Source organism: Streptomyces sp. NPDC048442 (assembly GCF_040651475.1).
Taxonomy (GTDB): domain Bacteria; phylum Actinomycetota; class Actinomycetes; order Streptomycetales; family Streptomycetaceae; genus Streptomyces.
Genome location: NZ_JBEZKB010000010.1, coordinates 40,537 through 56,159, shown reverse-complemented (window position 1 = coordinate 56,159; position 15,623 = coordinate 40,537). Strand labels below are relative to the sequence as shown.

At 69.6% G+C, this 15,623-nt stretch carries 16 protein-coding genes; 7 read left to right on the top strand and 9 right to left on the bottom strand.

Annotated elements, in window-relative coordinates; translation table 11 throughout:
- Nucleotides 1–101: 101 nt before the first annotated feature.
- A complete protein-coding gene (locus AB0D18_RS17285; RefSeq protein ID WP_362418388.1) occupies nucleotides 102–1,496 on the bottom strand; it encodes a DUF2079 domain-containing protein in 1,395 nt (464 codons plus the stop codon).
- A gap of 356 nt (nucleotides 1,497–1,852) precedes the next feature.
- Between AB0D18_RS17285 and AB0D18_RS17280 the strand changes: the two genes are divergently transcribed.
- Nucleotides 1,853–2,047: a hypothetical protein gene (locus AB0D18_RS17280; protein ID WP_362418385.1), complete on the top strand. Its 195-nt coding sequence runs from the start codon at nucleotides 1,853–1,855 to the stop codon at nucleotides 2,045–2,047.
- Nucleotides 2,048–2,100: 53 nt separating this feature from the next.
- Here AB0D18_RS17280 and AB0D18_RS17275 read toward each other — a convergent pair whose 3' ends face one another.
- Nucleotides 2,101–2,571 (bottom strand): MerR family transcriptional regulator, encoded by a 471-nt coding sequence (locus AB0D18_RS17275; RefSeq protein ID WP_362418382.1) that lies wholly within the window; start codon nucleotides 2,569–2,571, stop codon nucleotides 2,101–2,103.
- A gap of 120 nt (nucleotides 2,572–2,691) precedes the next feature.
- Here AB0D18_RS17275 and AB0D18_RS17270 point away from each other — a divergent pair, with 120 nt between their 5' ends.
- A complete protein-coding gene (locus tag AB0D18_RS17270; RefSeq protein WP_362418379.1) occupies nucleotides 2,692–3,741 on the top strand; it encodes an aldo/keto reductase in 1,050 nt (349 codons plus the stop codon).
- A gap of 481 nt (nucleotides 3,742–4,222) precedes the next feature.
- A complete protein-coding gene (locus tag AB0D18_RS17265; RefSeq protein WP_362418902.1) occupies nucleotides 4,223–5,209 on the top strand; it encodes a hypothetical protein in 987 nt (328 codons plus the stop codon).
- Between the two features lie 107 nt (nucleotides 5,210–5,316).
- On the opposite strand, the gene AB0D18_RS17260 is transcribed toward AB0D18_RS17265, so the two are convergent.
- Entirely contained in the window at nucleotides 5,317–6,090 is a 774-nt protein-coding gene (locus tag AB0D18_RS17260; RefSeq protein ID WP_362418376.1) for an N-acetylmuramoyl-L-alanine amidase, read from the bottom strand.
- A gap of 615 nt (nucleotides 6,091–6,705) precedes the next feature.
- Here AB0D18_RS17260 and AB0D18_RS17255 point away from each other — a divergent pair.
- Nucleotides 6,706–7,380: a polysaccharide deacetylase family protein gene (locus AB0D18_RS17255; protein ID WP_362418373.1), complete on the top strand. Its 675-nt coding sequence runs from the start codon at nucleotides 6,706–6,708 to the stop codon at nucleotides 7,378–7,380.
- Between the two features lie 5 nt (nucleotides 7,381–7,385).
- Here the strand turns inward: AB0D18_RS17255 and AB0D18_RS17250 are convergent, their stop codons facing one another.
- Nucleotides 7,386–8,147, bottom strand: coding sequence for a polysaccharide deacetylase family protein (locus AB0D18_RS17250; RefSeq protein ID WP_362418370.1), 762 nt, complete (start codon nucleotides 8,145–8,147; stop codon nucleotides 7,386–7,388).
- A 410-nt stretch (nucleotides 8,148–8,557) separates the two neighbouring features.
- Between AB0D18_RS17250 and AB0D18_RS17245 the strand changes: the two genes are divergently transcribed.
- On the top strand, nucleotides 8,558–9,631 hold the full coding sequence (locus tag AB0D18_RS17245) for a glycosyl hydrolase family 18 protein (RefSeq protein ID WP_362418367.1): 1,074 nt from the start codon (nucleotides 8,558–8,560) through the stop codon (nucleotides 9,629–9,631).
- 278 nt (nucleotides 9,632–9,909) lie between these two features.
- Here AB0D18_RS17245 and sodN read toward each other — a convergent pair whose 3' ends face one another.
- Nucleotides 9,910–10,305, bottom strand: a complete 396-nt coding sequence (sodN, locus tag AB0D18_RS17240) for a superoxide dismutase, Ni (RefSeq protein WP_362418364.1) — start codon at nucleotides 10,303–10,305, stop codon at nucleotides 9,910–9,912.
- A gap of 200 nt (nucleotides 10,306–10,505) precedes the next feature.
- On the opposite strand from sodN, the gene sodX reads away from it, so the two are divergent.
- Nucleotides 10,506–10,952 carry a nickel-type superoxide dismutase maturation protease gene (gene sodX, locus AB0D18_RS17235; RefSeq protein WP_362418899.1) on the top strand — a complete coding sequence of 149 codons (447 nt, stop codon included), beginning with the start codon at nucleotides 10,506–10,508 and terminating at the stop codon, nucleotides 10,950–10,952.
- Here the strand turns inward: sodX and AB0D18_RS17230 are convergent.
- Complete coding sequence (locus AB0D18_RS17230) at nucleotides 10,856–11,485, bottom strand: CGNR zinc finger domain-containing protein (RefSeq protein WP_362418361.1); 630 nt, start codon at nucleotides 11,483–11,485, stop codon at nucleotides 10,856–10,858. The two genes, sodX and AB0D18_RS17230, sit on opposite strands and share 97 nt — an antisense overlap.
- Nucleotides 11,486–11,745: 260 nt before the next feature.
- Between AB0D18_RS17230 and AB0D18_RS17225 the strand changes: the two genes are divergently transcribed.
- The gene (locus AB0D18_RS17225; protein ID WP_362418896.1) at nucleotides 11,746–12,435 is read left to right on the top strand and encodes a class I SAM-dependent methyltransferase; all 690 of its coding nucleotides are present in this window, start codon (nucleotides 11,746–11,748) and stop codon (nucleotides 12,433–12,435) included.
- Nucleotides 12,436–12,519: 84 nt separating this feature from the next.
- On the opposite strand, the gene AB0D18_RS17220 is transcribed toward AB0D18_RS17225, so the two are convergent.
- The 3 genes from AB0D18_RS17220 to AB0D18_RS17210 form a co-directional block, all read right to left on the bottom strand.
- On the bottom strand, nucleotides 12,520–13,281 hold the full coding sequence (locus tag AB0D18_RS17220) for an amino acid ABC transporter ATP-binding protein (protein WP_362418358.1): 762 nt from the start codon (nucleotides 13,279–13,281) through the stop codon (nucleotides 12,520–12,522).
- On the bottom strand, nucleotides 13,278–14,300 hold the full coding sequence (locus tag AB0D18_RS17215; RefSeq protein WP_362418355.1) for an amino acid ABC transporter permease: 1,023 nt from the start codon (nucleotides 14,298–14,300) through the stop codon (nucleotides 13,278–13,280). The genes AB0D18_RS17220 and AB0D18_RS17215 overlap by 4 nt, the downstream gene beginning before the upstream one ends.
- A 114-nt stretch (nucleotides 14,301–14,414) precedes the next feature.
- Nucleotides 14,415–15,377: an ABC transporter substrate-binding protein gene (locus tag AB0D18_RS17210; RefSeq protein WP_362418352.1), complete on the bottom strand. Its 963-nt coding sequence runs from the start codon at nucleotides 15,375–15,377 to the stop codon at nucleotides 14,415–14,417.
- Nucleotides 15,378–15,623: the final 246 nt, after the last annotated feature.

Here is a 15,623-nt window from a genome sequence, read left to right as displayed (position 1 = left end):
CCCGCCACGACGGGGGGACGTGGCGGGGCCCTCGTACGCTCACGTGCCCGCGGGCGGGCCGGTCATGCGTACCGCGCAGGAGAAATCCTCGGACAGAGAGCCTAGGGGCGGCGCAGGAGGGTGATGCTGTCCTGCTCCGTCACCTGTACGTAGCCGTGCTCGCGGTAGAGGTGGAGCATGCGTTCGGTCTGGGCGACGGGGCAGGGGACCTTGACGGTGGGGTCGGTGCGGTCCGCGACCACCCACTGCGGCGGGTTCGCGGGGAGCCCGGTGGGGGCCGTCGGGTCGGGCCCGGTCCCGTAGCAGACCAGGCTGACGGTCGTACGCGAAGTGAGCATCGGGGCAAGGCGGTTGGAGGACGCGACGGTGGCGCCGTCCGGGATCCGGTCGAGGACCTGGCGGGCGGCGGTGACGTGCTCCGGGGTGCGCCAGGCGGACGGGAGGACGAGGTCGTGGAGGGGGTAGACGGCGGCCGTGACCGCGGTGAAGGCTGCGGAGAAGGCGAGCGCGCGCCGGCGCCTTACCCCCGGCAGCAGGTCCTTCCGCCGGCTCAGTACGTCCACGAAACCGGCGAACAGCACCGGCATCAGGATCGCGCTGTAGTGGAAGCCCGGCTGCCAGTAGTGCTCGTTGCCCGCCACGAACCGCCAGCCGAGGGTCGGTACGCAGAGCAGCAGCAGCGGAGAACGTACGCCGAAGAAGGCGACCGGCGCCGCCAGCATGAGCAGCAGCAGATACTTCATCGGCGGCCAGAAAACACCGAGCGCGAGGGAGAGTACATTTCCGGAGCCGGATGAAGATGCCGTGTCGCCCGGTATCTGGCCCCAATAGGCGAATCCGCCGCTGGGATTCATCGCGGGGAGAAGTACGAGAATTTCCAGGGCGGTGCCGGCAGCGCCGAGGAGAATGACGGAAATGCCGAGCCAGAGGCGTGAATTGGCCTTGTCCTTCGCCGGACTTTCCGCGCTCCGCCGGTCCCGTAGTGCCTGCCAGGCGATGTACGCGCCGACGGCGGAGAGCGTCAGCCCGAGGTCCTCCTTCACCAGGAGGAGCGGCGCGGCCCACAGCGCCCCCGCCCACCACCTGCGCTGCCCCAGCGCGACCGAGCTGAACGCCAGCAACGGCACCGCGAAGGCGATCTCGTGGAAGTCCTTCGCCGCCGCCGAGACGATCCCCCACGACGCCCCGACCCCGCACCCCACCACCAGCGCGGCAACCGGCCCGACCGCGCGGTGCGCCCACCGGGTCAGCGGGTAGCAGGCCAGCGCGAGCAGTGCGGACTGTACGACGAGGAGGGTGTCGGAACCCGGGAAGAGCCGGTAGAACGGCGCCACGAGCACCAGAATCGGATGGAAATGATCCCCGAGGAGATTGAACCCCGGCCCCTTCAACTCGACGACAGGGGCCTGTCCGTGCGCATAGGCTTTTATCGCCTGCTCGAATATTCCGAGGTCGAATCCGCCATTGAGCATGCGGTCGTTGCGAAGAATCGCCACCGTGGAATAGAGCACGAAGAAGAGCCCGGTGAGCGACCAGGCCAGCACTCGCGGCCCGGGGATTCGCTGCCGCAGTGCGGCGAGAGCGCGATCGCCCCGGCGGTACAAAGCCTCGGCTCCGGTCCCGGCCCCGATACCAGCCCCGGCCCCGGTCCCGCGCCCGGGTATTTGCCCGGACTCCGGCCCTTTTTCCCGCACCGCAGACCCCACCATGATCCCCACTCGTATTCGTACGCGACCCGTACCTGCATTCGACGGCACTCGGCCGCCCCAACCTACGGGTCGCGCCGGAAGCCTTCCAAGCCGGTCTCGTGGAGCGCGGGGGTTTCACGTTGCGGGGGGTTTCACTTGTGGGTATGACGGACTCTCTGTGGGACAGGCTCTCGGCGCCGGTGCGTGCCGAGGTGGACGACCTGGTCGCCGATGGGCGAAACATTCAGGCGATCGTGGCCATGCGGGAGCGTGCCGGTGTGCCGGTTCCGGAGATCCGGGAGTGTGTCGACCTTCTGGCTGAACGCTGCACAGTGCTGCGCGGGCAGAATTCGGCCTAGCGGGCAGGACTCGACCCGGCGGGCAGGACTCGGCCCAGTGGGCAGGACTCGCCCTAGTCGACCGTTGCTTCGTGGCGGAGGACCGGCGCGCGCTCCTCGTCGGCCGCAGGCGACGGGGCGTGGCATTGGTGGGCGGCGGTGTCGCCCTCGTCGACGAGGTCCTCGTACACCCCGACCTTGAACTTGATCAGATCCAGGGACTCCGTGAGCCTGTCGATCTGGGTCGCGACGAGCGCCTGGTGCTCGCGCATGAGCGTGAGCCGTTCCTCCGCGTTTCCGGCGCCCGCCCTGACCAGGTCGGTGTACCGGCGGAGTACGGGCAGGGGCATGCCCGAGGCGCGCAGGATGATACAGACGGTCAGCCAGTCGACGTCGTCCTCGCGGTAGACCCGGCGCCCGCCCGCGTCGCGTCGTACGGGATCGATGAACAGGCCCTCGCGCTCGTAGAAGCGCAGCGCGTGAACGCTCAAGCCGGTGCGTTCGGCGACCTGTCCGATGCTCAGACTTGGGGTGATCTCAGCCATGCTGGTCAGGGTAACGGGGGCTGCGGGAAAGGGGGTTGATCTAGAGCCGGGTCTAGCTCCTAGGGTGCCTCGTGCGACCGGCTCCACTGCCGCTCCGCGACTCAGTTAGGGAGCACCCTCATGCGCTATCGCACCCTCGGCGGAACCGGGATCGAGGTCAGTACCCACTGCCTCGGGACCATGATGTTCCAGGCCGGCTGCAACTCCGACCACGAGGACTGTGCCCGCATCATCCACGCGGCCCTCGACCAGGGGATCAACTTCGTCGACACCGCCGACATGTACGGACAGGGCGAGTCCGAGGAGATCGTGGGCAAGGCGCTGCGGGGGCGCCGGGACGATGTCGTACTCGCCACCAAGGTGCACTTCCCGATGGGTGAGGGCCCCAACCGCGGTGGCAATTCACGGCGTTGGATCCTGAAGGCGGTCGAGGACAGCCTCCGGCGGCTCGACACCGACTGGATCGACCTCTACCAGATCCACCTCCCCGACCACACCACCGACATCGAGGAGACGCTCTCGGTACTCGGCGACCTCGTGCGGCAGGGGAAGATCCGCGCCTTCGGCTGCTCCAACTACCAGGCCGAGGAGATCGTCGAGGCACACCACGTCTCCGAGCGGCGCGGCCTCGGCCGCTTCCGCACCGCCCAGCCGCCGTACTCGATCCTGGCCCGCGGGGTCGAGGCCTCGGTCCTGCCCGTCAGCGCGCGCCACGGGATGGGCGTACTGGTCTGGAGCCCGCTCGCCTTCGGGTTCCTCACCGGCAAGGTCCGCAAGGACCGGCCGATCGACCTGGGCACCGGCCGTGCCGCGCTCCGGCCGGCGTTCTTCGATCCCGCGCTCGCCGAGAACGCCGCCAAACTCGACGCCGTCGAGCAGCTCGTCGAGCTCGCGGCGAGCATCGGCTGCACCCTCCCGCAGCTCGCCGTCGCCTTCACCGTGGCCCACCCCGCCGTCACTTCGGCGATCATCGGGCCGCGGACGATGCAGCAGCTGGAGGACCTCCTCAAGGGCGCCGCGCTCACCCTCGACGATGCGACCCTCGACCGGATCGACGAGATCGTGCCGCCGGGGAAGAACCTGTACAACCCCGCCACGTCATTCCCCCCTCGGACGCTGACCGAGGTCGCCCTGCGGCGCCGCCCGCTCGCGGAGCGGGCTGCGGCCTGAGGGTGAACAGCCCTGCTCGTGCAGGTCGGTTCAGAGCAGGCGGCGGGCGCCTTCCATGGCGCGCAGCAGCGCCGAGCGGCACGCCCGGACCGCCGGGTGGTCCCCGCTGCTGTGCCGTACGGCCGCGAAGAGCCGCAGGGCGCGACCGCCGGTCCGGCAGCCGGCAGCCGGTAGCCGGTAGCCGCAGCAGCGGAACGCTCGGGGCGCTCCCGCCCCACAGCAGATCGGGCAGGAGCGCCACCGCGTGGCCCTGCTCCGGGCGATGGTCCTGGCGGCGACGGCGCAGGACTCCCAGGCCGCCTCCCCCGCCCGGGGGAGGCAGATACCTCCGGCGGGGGACGTGGCCGGGCCGGTAAGGCCGGAGGCTGGGATTCCTGCTGCTGGAAGGGGAGTCCGGGTGGATCGGAAACGGGATCGGGATCGGAAACGGGATCGGAAACGGGATCGGGATCGGGATCGGGAACGGGATCGGAAACAGAAGCTGGAACGTTGGGACCGCACCGGGCGGAGCGCGGCGTACGGGGCGGCTCTGGCGCTGTCGCCGTACCTGCTCATCAAGGTCTCGTGGGTGATCGGCTCCCTCGTGGGGGTGCTGCCGATCGGCAAGGGGTTCGGCCTGGCGGAGTGGGTGGTGCTCAACACCGTCACGGTCGGGATGGCGGCGATCGGGATCGCGCTGGCGCTCGCGCTGGTGCGGCCGTGGGGGATGCGGATACCGGGGGCGCTGGTCGCGTTCTGCTCCTGGGTGGGGTCGGGATTCCTCGTCTCGGTGCTGCCGGTCGTTCTGGTCGGCGCGCTCCTGGCGGTGGGCGGCGACTCGCAGGCGTCGCAGGCCTCGCAGGGCGGCGGTGACGATCCGGCCATGCCGGCCTGGGAGGGCGTACTGGTCGAGTTCAGCTTCGTGGGGATGGGCCTGGGACTGGCTCTCGCCGTTCCCGCGTATCTGCGCCGCCGCTGGCCGGATGCGTTCGCCGGGCGAGTCGGCGACGGTCCGCGTACGGTGCCGCCGTGGGCGGCCGTCGTCGGTGCCGCGGTCGGTCTGGTCTGGCTCTACTGGGCGGCCGGAGGCACCCTGGGAATCGCCCACCCGGCCGTGCGGAACACCGATGGGTACGTACTGGCCGCCGGCTATGGCTTCTGGGCACTCGCCGGATCCGCCGCCGTCTGGACGCTCACCCGGGCGCGCCCCGCCCGGTTGCCGCGCTGGGTCCCGCTGGTGTTCGGGTGGGTCGGATCGGGCTCACTGTTCGCATGGAGCGCCTGGAAGCTGCCCCTCATGCTGTACGTGGCGCTGGCGGAACCGCCCGATGTCACGCCACCGGAGAACCTCACGGTCGCGGTGGTGCTGCACCTCTGTGCGGTGGCGGCGGGCGCGACAATGCTGCGGACACTCGTCCGTACCCGTACCCGTACTGGCACCCGCACGCACACGCACACGCACTCCCACACCCGCGTTGCCGGTCGATGATCCCGGGGCTGGACGGCGCAGTCCATCGCGCTGACGTGGGGCAACGCGGGTCGGCCAGGGACGCTTGGACGGCTGAGCAAGAACAATCTTGCTCAGCCGCAGGTGCCTCACCGCAACTTGATGGTCTGACCGACTCTGATGTGGTCGGGGTTCTCGATCCCGTTCAGGCGGGCCAGCTTGGCCACGGTCGTCCCGTGCGCCGCCGCGATTTCGCTGAGGGTGTCTCCGGGCCGCACGCGGTACGTGTCCGCGCCGCCGGTACTCCAGTTCGCCGGGTGCCTCAGCCGTTCGGCCACCCGGCGCCGCACATCGGCCATGCCGATGCCGGGGCCGCGCGGGTCGACCTTCCCGGGCTGCCACTCGGAGTGGCCGATCACCGAGGTGTTGCCGTCCTTGCCCCAGCCGTGCGCGCGCACCAGGGCGGCCGAGGCACGCACGATCGCATTGACCTGCGCCGCCGGCCACGGGTCGGATCCGTCGCCGAGGTTCTCGCACTCGAACCCGTAGAAGCGGGCGTTGCCGTCGGTGTTGGCCTCGTTGTCGGCGGGCAGGGTGCGTTCCGCGATGACCGCTCGCAGTACGTCGTCGTCGCCGAGGCCCGCGTGGTTGGCACGTCCGTACCCGACCAGGTGCACGGTGCCGTTCTTGGCGATCACTCCGTGGCAGAGCGGGCCGGGGAGTCCGGCGTATCCGTCGCGGCAGATACGGACCGTGGCGGCGGTGCCCCTGGTGACCGTGTGGTGGATCATCACCCCGTGCACCGGGCCCCAGGCGCCCTTGTGATTCCGGTTGTGCGTACGCCAGTTGCCGACCTCGACGACTCGTACGCCCTCGGCGCGGAGTACGGACAGGAAGGTGTTGGCGGAGAGCGGCTTGGCCATGGTGCCTCCAGACACGGCAGAGCCCCGGCCGTCGGCGTGGGGAGGGAAGGGGAGGGGGAGGGAAGGGGAGGGGGAGTGCGGGGTGGGGCTACGGGATCCCGTACTCCCACCGCACACCGAGGTGACTGCCCGATACCCGGGTGGCGCCCGCCGAACCAACAAGCTTGTGGGTAATGAGAGTTGACCCGATTCCTCACGGCGGCTCCGACAGGACTCTGCCGGTGTGTCACGCCCCCGGCAGGGGCGTGGGTGGCAGTTCCGGTAGCTGTATGCCATTGGGGTGGTTGAGGCTCTGGCACGGTACGACACCACGCTCGGCTGTCTAGGTTCGTAGAGGAGTGGGCCCGATCGGGGTCCGGGCAGCAGGGGTGCGGGCGAGGCGTGCGACGGTCACATGATGCGGATGCGGATGCGGATGCGGATGCGGATGCGGATGCGGATGCGGATGCGGATGCGGATGCGGATTCGGATGCGGATTCGGATTCGGGTGAGCTGGGGCGGCGGAAGCTGATGCGGCTGTCGGCAATGGCAGGAGCCGGGGCACTCGGTCTCCTCGCGGGTGGCGGACCTGCATGGGCCGCGACCGGCCGGTGGGGGCGGGAGCCGAGGCCGCCGGTGACGGGCCCCTTGGCCGGTGAGGACTTCAAGCGGTTGCCGGGGGCGGGCCGGAAGGTGGCGTTGACGTTCGACTGCGGGGGCACTGCGGGCGGCGACAGGCAAGTGCTGGAGACGCTGGAGGCGCGGGGCGTACCGGCCTCGTTCTTCATGACGGGTCTCTTCGCCCGGCGCAACCCGGATCTCGCCCGGGTGATCGCCGCCCGGTATCCGCTGGGCAACCATTCCATGACCCATCCCAAGTTCAACACGCTTACCTCCGCACAGCGTTCCGCCGAAGTGGAGGCGGCCGCCGAGGCGCTCGCGGAGGCTGCTGGAAGGCCGGCCGATGCGCTGTTCCGTTTTCCGTACGGCATCTGCAACAAGGAGAGCATCGGCGAGGTCAATGCCGCTGGTTACGTGTCGGTGGGCTGGACCGTGGACAGCGCGGGATGGAGGGGCACCAGCGGTGGCGCGAACACGGCCACGGTCGTCGACCGGGTCACCAAGGCTCTGGAGCCCGGTGCGATCGTGCTGATGCACATCGGCACCACCAGCGCCTCCGACCCGTCCAAGGTCGATGTCACCGCCCTGCCTCGTCTCCTCGACGCGATCACGGCACAGGGCTACGGCTACACCACACTCCTCGACTTCTTCCGCCCGGCCCCGGGCGTGCGCCGCCCCTGGACGGGTTGATGCGGTTACGGCGCCCGGTGGGCGCCGGGGGTGGTGAACCGGTATCCGGCGTAAAGGAGCCGGGGCAGGTAGTGGGCCAGGGCCTGCACCGTGGGGGAACGGTCAGCGGCTCCCTCGTGCTCGGGGACGTCGGAACCGCTCAGGACTCCGTCATGATGCAGGACGATCGCTCCGGTGCGGGCCTGCTCCAGGACGGCCCGGCCGATGCGCTGAGCGGTGCGGGTGCCGGAGTCCACCGACGACAACGACCAGGAAACGGGCCGCAGTTCAAGGTCGGCGCAGGCAGCGAGCGCGGCGGGTGCGAAGTGCCCGCCAGGGGCTCGGAAGAGGGCCGGGGTACGTCCGCATACGGCGGTGACGGTCTGCTGGGTGCGGGTGATCTGGTCGTGGGTCGCGGCCGGGGGCAGGCCGGACAGCGAGGGGTGGTTCCAGGTGTGGTTGCCGAGCGTGTGGCCGGCGTCCGCGATGCGGCGCACCACGTCGGGATACTTGGCGGCGTTGAGACCGAGCAGGAAGAACGTCGCGGGGACCCGGTAGCGGGCCAGGACGGCCAGCACGCGCGGGGTGTAGAGGGGGCTGGGGCCGTCGTCAAAGGTCAGAGCCATCAACATGGGGCCCGCGCGCACCTCGCGTTCGGGCACCGGCAGCGCCGGGCCACCTGCTCCGGCCTGTGCCACTGCCTGCGCCCCGGAGGCGGTCAGCGGCAGGGCGGCAAGGGCCGCACCCAGCAGTGAACGGCGTGAGAAGAGCTCCGGACCAGCGTTCATTTCGACAGCCTGGCCCGGTCACGGCGTCCCGGGCGGGAGGGCACGCCGACCGGGCCGGGGGGTGAATCGCGGCGGCGAGTGCGCGAGCTCGGCAGTCATGATCCTGGCAGTGGACGTTGCGGACCTTGCGGACCTTGCGGACTGATGCTGCGTCGGATGCTCTGTGCCGGATGCCCCGCAGCATCGGTCCGAACGGGGTACGAGCACATCGCCGGACGCGCCGCCGGGACGCCTGGCCGCCGCAGCGCGCGACAGGGCCATCGAAAGGCCGAGCCGCCGAAAGGCTGGCAGTCGAAAGACCAAGTCGCCGAAAGACCGAGCCGTCGAATGACTGGGCCGTCCGGATGGCAGGACGTCCTCGTTCGAGTTGTCGGCCCTGGCCGGCGAGCCAGGGCGGGCAGAGCCGAAGCATGAGAACACTCCTTTCCAGGCTTCGCGCCGTCGGTGTGCTGGCCTGCGCGCTCGTGCTGTCCGCCGGCACACCCGCCCTCGGCGGTCCACCGCACACCGGCCGTGCAGTCGGCCCGTCCGCGCCCCGTACGGTGTCCGCCTGGCTGCCGTACTGGAATGCCGAAACCGCCTACCCGGACGCGCTCGCCCACGCCGACCAGCTCCACACGGTCAGCCCGTTCTGGTACCAGGCGACCTCCGACGCGTCCATCAAGGCCCACCCCGGTGCCGGTGACCGGAGGATCGTCGACGGGCTCCACGCCAAGAAGATCCGTGTCGTGCCCACCGTCACCGAGACCCTCGACGCCAAGGCCATGGCCGCGCTCCTCGACGACCCCGCCCGCCGCAAAGCGCACGTCGACGCCCTCATGAAGATCGCGGAGAGCGGCTCCTACGACGGCCTCGACCTCGACTACGAGAAAATGGCCGACACCGCTGACGAGACCCTCCGCGAACGCGTCCGCACCGGCTACAACAGACTGGCCGACGAGCTGTGCAGCCGCCTGCACAACCAGCGGATGCTCTGTGTGATCACCGTGATGCCCTACACCCGGGGCTCCGGGCACGCCTTCGACTACGCCCACCTCGGCAAGGCCGCCGACCGGCTGCGGATCATGGCGTACAACCTGCACAACGCCACCGGCCGCCCGGGTCCGATCTCCTCCACCGCCTGGTACGAGGAGATCCTCACCCACGCCACCGCAAAGGTTCCCCGGGAGAAGCTGGAGGTCGCTCTGCCCGGCTACGGCTGGGACTGGACGGTCGGCTCCCGCGCCCGTGCCAAGCACGTCACCTGGCACGAGGCCGAAGCCCTGCGCCGGGAGAAGAAGGCCCGGTACGTTTTCGACACCGCCGCCGGAACTCCCCACTTCACCTACACCGACGCCGACGGTAAACGCCACGAGGTCTGGTACCAGGATGCCCGTGGCACCACCGCACACCTGGAAGTCGTGCGGAAACACGGGGTCCCCGCCACCGGCCTCTGGGCCCTCGGCTTCGAAGACCCGGCCACGTGGGAAGCCGTCGCGAACTAGTCCGTGCCCTGCCTTGGGTACCAGGGGGACAGTCGACACCTCCGACACCTCGCTGGGCTTCCCCGCCTCGCTTCGCCCAACTCCCTTGCTCCGGTGAGGACTTCAGCAGGTCACTGTGACGGCAATTCGTCCGCGTCATGAGCTCGGTCGACGGGACGCGCCAGACCGCACATGACCGCACCCGGTCCGCCACGAACGCCCACGAAGGGGCGGCCTGCGGACCGGATGCGGTCAGTGGGGTGCGGCCGGGCCCGGCGGCCGGGGCGCGGCGAAGAAGGTCAGGCCTTCTTCGTCTCCCAGAAGATGCGGTCGATCTCGGCGATGAGCTCAAGAGCCTTCTCGCCGGTCTTCGGGTCCGTCGACGCCTTGGCGGTCGAGAGGGCCTTCAGGGTGTCGTTGACCAGCTGGTGCAGCTGCGGGTACTTCTCGAAGTGCGGGGGCTTGAAGTAGTCGCTCCAGAGCACCGAGACGTGGTGCTTGGCGAGCTCCGCACGCTGCTCCTTGATGACGACGGCGCGCGCCTGGAAGTGCGCGTCGTCGTTGGCCTGCATCTTTTCCTGGACGGCCTTGACCGACTCGGCCTCGATGCGGGCCTGGGCGGGGTCGTACACGCCGCACGGGAGGTCGCAGTGAGCGCTGACCTTCACCTTGGGGGCGAACAGGCGGGAGAGCATGTAAATCGCATCCTTCCTCGTGATCGTCTTCTCAAGGGTGGAGATTACTCCGTGGAGAGCGCCTTTTCGCGAGTGCCCCCGGGGGCTTACGTCAAAAGTCCGGGGTGAGTATGGGACCGGGGGCGGTGAAGGATCGGAACCGGGAGGTGCCGCAGATGACGGAGTACGGGCGGGAGCGGGAAGAGCGGGAGCGGGGAAGGGTGCGGGAGCGGGAGCAGGAGCGGGAGCGTGGGGTGCAGCGGGCCGTGTTGCCGTTCGGGGTTGCCGAGGTCGGCGGGCTCTCCATGGTGCCGACGCTGCTCCACCGCGATCAGGTGCTGGTGCACTGGGGCGCCGAGGTCCGTGTGGGTGACGTGGCGGTGCTGCGGCACCCGTTGCAGCAGGACTTGCTGGTCGTGAAGCGGATCGTGGAGCGGAGGGAAGGGGGCTGGTGGGTGCTCGGGGACAACCGGGACGAGGAGATGTCCGACTCCCGGACCTTCGGGGCCGTACCGCCCGCCCTGGTGCTCGGGCGGGTACGGGCCAGGTACCGGCCGATACTGGCCGGGCGTCAGCGGTCCGTCGGCGCGGTCGCCTCCTGGCTGCTGTCGGCGGTGCGGCCGGTGCTGGCCGACCGTTCGGCCTCCAGGCGCTTGCGGGCGCGGTAGGCGGCGACGTTGGCGCGGGTGGCGCACCGGTCGGAGCAGTAGCGGCGGGAGCGGTTGGTGGAGGTGTCGAGGTAGGCGTTGCGGCAGGGTGCGGCCTGGCACAGGCCGAGGCGTTCCGGGCCGTGCTCGGTGACGTGGAAGGCCAGCCCCATGGAGGCGGTCGCCGCGTACCCCGCGGTCACGTTCGACGGGTGCTCGGCGAGGTGCATGTGCCAGTCCGGACGGCCGTCGCTCTTGCGCGTCTCGTGGCCGGAGATCTGCGGGCTCACCGGGAATTCGAGGAGGAGTGAGTTGAGGAGGTCGACGGCGAGGGTCTCGTCGCCGGTGTCGGCCGCTTCGAAGATCGCGCGAAGGCGGGCGCGAACCGAGCGGAAGCGGGTGACGTCGGCGTCGGTGGCCCGGCGGGCCGCCTGCTGACTGTTGCCGAACAGGTCGCGGACCGCTTCCACCGAGGTGAGCGAGTCCTTGTTGCGGGCCGGTTCCTCGCTGTTCACCAGGCGCACGGCGTAGTCGGCGTAATAGGCCAGTTCCACTTGTGGTCCTTACGGGGGGCGGTCTAGTCTCGGTGCGAGCGTCTGACGTAATGGGCGGTTCTCGGTCGAGAGTATTACGGAATGGGTGGTTTCCCGTGGTGGGTGAATCGGTGCATCAGTCGAAGGGCGGGTTGAGCGGCGAGTTGAAGGGCGAGTCGAAGGGCGAGACGGTCGGTCGGTCGGTGGGTGGGGCCGAGGGGCGGTCGGGGGTGGACTGGGCGGCGTGGCAGCGGAGCTGGGACCGCCAGCAGGAGTGGTACATGCCCGACCGCGAGGAGCGCTTCCGGGTCATGCTCGACATGGTGGAGGCGGTCGTCGGGCCCGAACCGCGGGTGCTCGACCTCGCATGCGGTACGGGAAGTATCACGGGCAGGCTGCTGCAGCGGTTCCCGGGCGCGACGAGTACCGGCGTCGATCTCGATCCGGCGCTGCTCGCGATCGCCCGCGGGTCCTTCGAGGGGGACGGGCGGGTGGAGTTCGTGAGTGCGGACCTCGCCGATCCAGGGTGGCGGGGCAAACTTCCGTACGAGAGCTACGACGCGGTGCTCACCGCCACCGCGCTGCACTGGCTGAAGCTGGGACCGCTCGGCACGCTGTACGGGGAGATCGGTGAACTGGTGCGCGAGGGCGGGGTGTTCATGAACGCGGACCGGATGAAGGACTCGACGACTCCCCGGATCAACGCCGCCGAGCGGGCGTCGCGGCACGCCTTGATGGAGCGTACGAGGGGCGGAGAGGTGCGGGACTGGGCCCAGTGGTGGGAACTGGCCGCTGCCGCACCGGAGTTGGCGGCTCCGACCGCCGAGCGCTTCGCGATCTTCGGGGAGCATGCGGACGGGGAGACGCCGTCCTTGGAGTGGCACGCGGCGACGCTGCGGGCGGCCGGGTTCGGCGAGGCGCGGGCGGTGTGGGCGTCGCCCTCGGACTCGCTGGTGCTGGCGGTCAAGTAGCGGGCAGGCGAGAAGGGGCGGCACGGGATCGGTCCCGTGCCGCCCCTTCTCGTACTTCAGAAGTTCTCGTCCATCAGGAGACGGCTACAGCACCTTCGAGAGGAACGACTTCGTCCGGTCGTGCTGCGGATTCGTCAGGACGTCGCGCGGGTGGCCGGACTCGACGACCACGCCCCCGTCCATGAAGACCAGCGAGTCGCCGACCTCGCGGGCGAATCCCATCTCGTGCGTGACGACGATCATCGTCATGCCGTCGTCGGCGAGCGAGCGCATCACGTCCAGCACGTCGCCCACCAGCTCCGGGTCGAGCGCGGACGTCGGCTCGTCGAAGAGCATCAGCTTCGGTTCCATCGCCAACGCCCGTGCGATGGCGACGCGTTGCTGCTGGCCGCCGGAGAGCTGGGCCGGGTAGTTGCCGGCCTTGTCGGCGAGGCCGACCCGGTCGAGCAGCTTCTGAGCACGCTCGCGGGCGACCGCCTTGGTGTCGCCCTTGACCTGGATGGGCGCCTCCATGACGTTCTCCAGCGCCGTCATGTGCGGGAACAGGTTGAAGCGCTGGAAGACCATGCCGATGTCCCGGCGCTGGCGGGCGACTTCGCTGTCCTTCAGCTCGTACAGCTTGTCGCCCTTCTGCCGGTAGCCGACCAGCTGGCCGTCGACCGAGAGACGGCCCGCGTTGACCTTCTCCAGGTGGTTGATGCACCGCAGGAAGGTCGACTTGCCGGAGCCGGACGGGCCGACCAGGCAGAACACCTCACCGGTGGCGACCTCCAGGTTGATTCCCTTGAGGACTTCTACGTGGCCGAAGGACTTGCGTACGCCCTCGGCCTTCACCATGGCGGTCATGCGGTGCCCCTCTCACGGCCCAGGCCGAGCATGTTCGTCTTGATCTTCTGCCACGGGGTGGCCGGCAGCGAGCGCAGCGAGCCGCGCGCGTACCGTCGCTCCAGGTAGAACTGGAAGACGCTGAACACGCTCGTCATCACCAGGTACCAGATGGCCGCGACGAAGAACATCTCCATGACGGCGTACGACGAGGAGCCGATTGCCGACGTCGAGCGCAGCAGCTCGTTGTACGTCACCGCGTACACCAGCGCCGAGGTCTTCAGCATGTTGATGAACTCGTTGCCGGTCGGCGGCACGATCACCCGCATCGCCTGCGGGATCACGATGCGGCGCAGCGTCTTGGCCTGGCTCATGCCGAGCGCCTGCGAGGCCTCGGTCTGGCCCTCGTCGACGGCCAGCAGGCCGGCCCGGCAGATCTCCGCCATGTACGCGGCCTCGTTGAGCCCGAGACCGAGCAGCGCGCACAGGAACGGGGTCATCACGTCGGTCATCTCGTCCTTGTAGAGAGGACCGAGATTGAGGACCGGGAAGATCAGCGCCAGGTTGAACCACAGCAGCAGCTGGAGGTAGACCGGCGTGCCGCGGAAGAACCAGATGTAGAGCCAGGCGACCCCGCTGGTCACCGGGTTCTTGGAGAGCCGCATCACGGCCAGCACGATGCCGAGCACCACGCCCATCACCATGGCCAGCACGCTGATCAGCAGGGTGCGCCCGGCGCCCGCGACGACGGTGTCGTCGAAGAGCTTGTCACCGACCGCGCCCCACTGGATGTCGCCCTGCGAGAACGAGTACCCGACCAGGAGCAGCAGCGCGATCACGATCACGCCGCTGACCCAGCGCCCGTAGTGGCGTACGGGGATGGCCTTGATGGCCTCGGCCGGCCCGGACGACGGGGTGACCGTCGACGGGGCCGTGGATGGGGCCGCCGATGGGGCCGCCGATGGGGCCGGGTCCTGGGCCTGGGCCGAGGAGTCGCCGGGGGTGGCGTCGGCGGGCTCCTTGCTGAACTTCTCAGTCATGACGACTGCCCTTCAGTGGTGCTCAGAGGTACGGCACGGCCGGTGCGCGCACGGCATGCGCCTCGTGCGCGAACGCGCGAAACGGCGTGCGCGCCGGCCGGTGTCGAGTCGGGACTACTTGCCGCTGTTGATGGCCGCGGCCTCGATCGCGCCGGTCTGGGCGCCCCACTTCTCCAGCACCTTCTTGTAGGTGCCGTCCTTGATGATCGCGTCGACGGCCTCCTTGAGGGCGTCGCGCAGCTTGCTGTTCTTCTTGTCCACGGCGATGCCGAACGGGCCCGCCTCGAACTGCTCGCCGACGACCTCGAAGGTCTTGCCGCCGTCCGCCTTGCGGGCCAGGTCGACCGCCACCGGGTAGTCGTTGACGCCGGCCACCACACCGCCGGCCCGTACGCGGGTCTGCGCCTCGGTGTCGTTCTCGAAGGACTTGATGTCGACGGCCTTCTTGCCACCGTCGGTGCACTTCTTCGACAGCGCCTTCAGGGCCGTCTCGTACGTGGTGCCCATCTGCACGCCGACCGGCTTGCCGCACAGGTCGTCGAAGGACTTGATGCCCGCGGCGTTGCCCTTCTTGACGTAAATGGCTGTGCCCGCGACGAAGTAGTCCACGAAGTCGACGCCCGTGCCGAGCTTCTTGCCCTTGTCGTCCAGGCCCTCCTGGCGGGCCTTGGTGTCCGTGATGGAGGACATCGCGGCGTCGTAGCGGCCCGCGTTCACGCCGGTGACCAGGGTGTCGAACTTGGCGTCGGTGAGCTTCACCTTGACGCCCAGCTTCTTGCCGATCTCAGCGGCGAGGTCGGGGTCCACACCGACGATCTCGCCGCCCTCCTTGGACTCCATCGGGGCGTACTCGGCGTTGGTGCCGATCTCCAGCGTGCCCTTCTTCTGGATCGCCTCGGGGAGCTTGGCGAACAGCGCGTTGCCGTTGCCGGCCTTGTCGCCGCCGCTCTTGTCGCCGTCGCCGGCACCGGTCTGGTCGCCGCAGCCGGTGAGAACCAGTGCTCCGGCTACCGCGAGCGCGCCGACCGCGGCTATTCGGGAACGTGCGGCCGAGCGGCGGGGGGTGAGAGCGGTCATGGGGGTCCTCCGGCAGATGAGGGTGTACGTCCGTTTCCCGGTGATCCGGGGGCCCGGTTCTCCGGGCTGGTCGCGGTGGCCGAGCACGCGGCTCTGGGTGGTACGACCGGACACGACCAGGTGTGATGTCGGCATCTTGCCATTCGGACCCGGTCATTAAGGGGGCTCGTCATGTCAAAATCAGATAACGGGTGATCCCCGAACCCCAACGGGCCGGTACATCAAGGCCGGACCTTCTGCGGGGTT

Bases quoted from the DNA above. Each gene is read 5' to 3' on its own strand.
- AB0D18_RS17270 (WP_362418379.1), top strand. From the start codon at position 2,692: ATGCGCTATCGCACCCTCGGCGGAACCGGGATCGAGGTCAGTACCCAC.
- AB0D18_RS17275 (WP_362418382.1), bottom strand. From the start codon at position 2,571: ATGGCTGAGATCACCCCAAGTCTGAGCATCGGACAGGTCGCCGAACGC.
- AB0D18_RS17245 (WP_362418367.1), top strand. From the start codon at position 8,558: ATGAGAACACTCCTTTCCAGGCTTCGCGCCGTCGGTGTGCTGGCCTGC.
- AB0D18_RS17260 (WP_362418376.1), bottom strand. From the start codon at position 6,090: ATGGCCAAGCCGCTCTCCGCCAACACCTTCCTGTCCGTACTCCGCGCC.
- sodN (WP_362418364.1), bottom strand. From the start codon at position 10,305: ATGCTCTCCCGCCTGTTCGCCCCCAAGGTGAAGGTCAGCGCTCACTGC.
- AB0D18_RS17250 (WP_362418370.1), bottom strand. From the start codon at position 8,147: ATGAACGCTGGTCCGGAGCTCTTCTCACGCCGTTCACTGCTGGGTGCG.
- AB0D18_RS17225 (WP_362418896.1), top strand. From the start codon at position 11,746: ATGCCCGACCGCGAGGAGCGCTTCCGGGTCATGCTCGACATGGTGGAG.
- AB0D18_RS17280 (WP_362418385.1), top strand. From the start codon at position 1,853: ATGACGGACTCTCTGTGGGACAGGCTCTCGGCGCCGGTGCGTGCCGAG.
- AB0D18_RS17215 (WP_362418355.1), bottom strand. From the start codon at position 14,300: ATGACTGAGAAGTTCAGCAAGGAGCCCGCCGACGCCACCCCCGGCGAC.
- AB0D18_RS17220 (WP_362418358.1), bottom strand. From the start codon at position 13,281: ATGACCGCCATGGTGAAGGCCGAGGGCGTACGCAAGTCCTTCGGCCAC.
- AB0D18_RS17210 (WP_362418352.1), bottom strand. From the start codon at position 15,377: ATGACCGCTCTCACCCCCCGCCGCTCGGCCGCACGTTCCCGAATAGCC.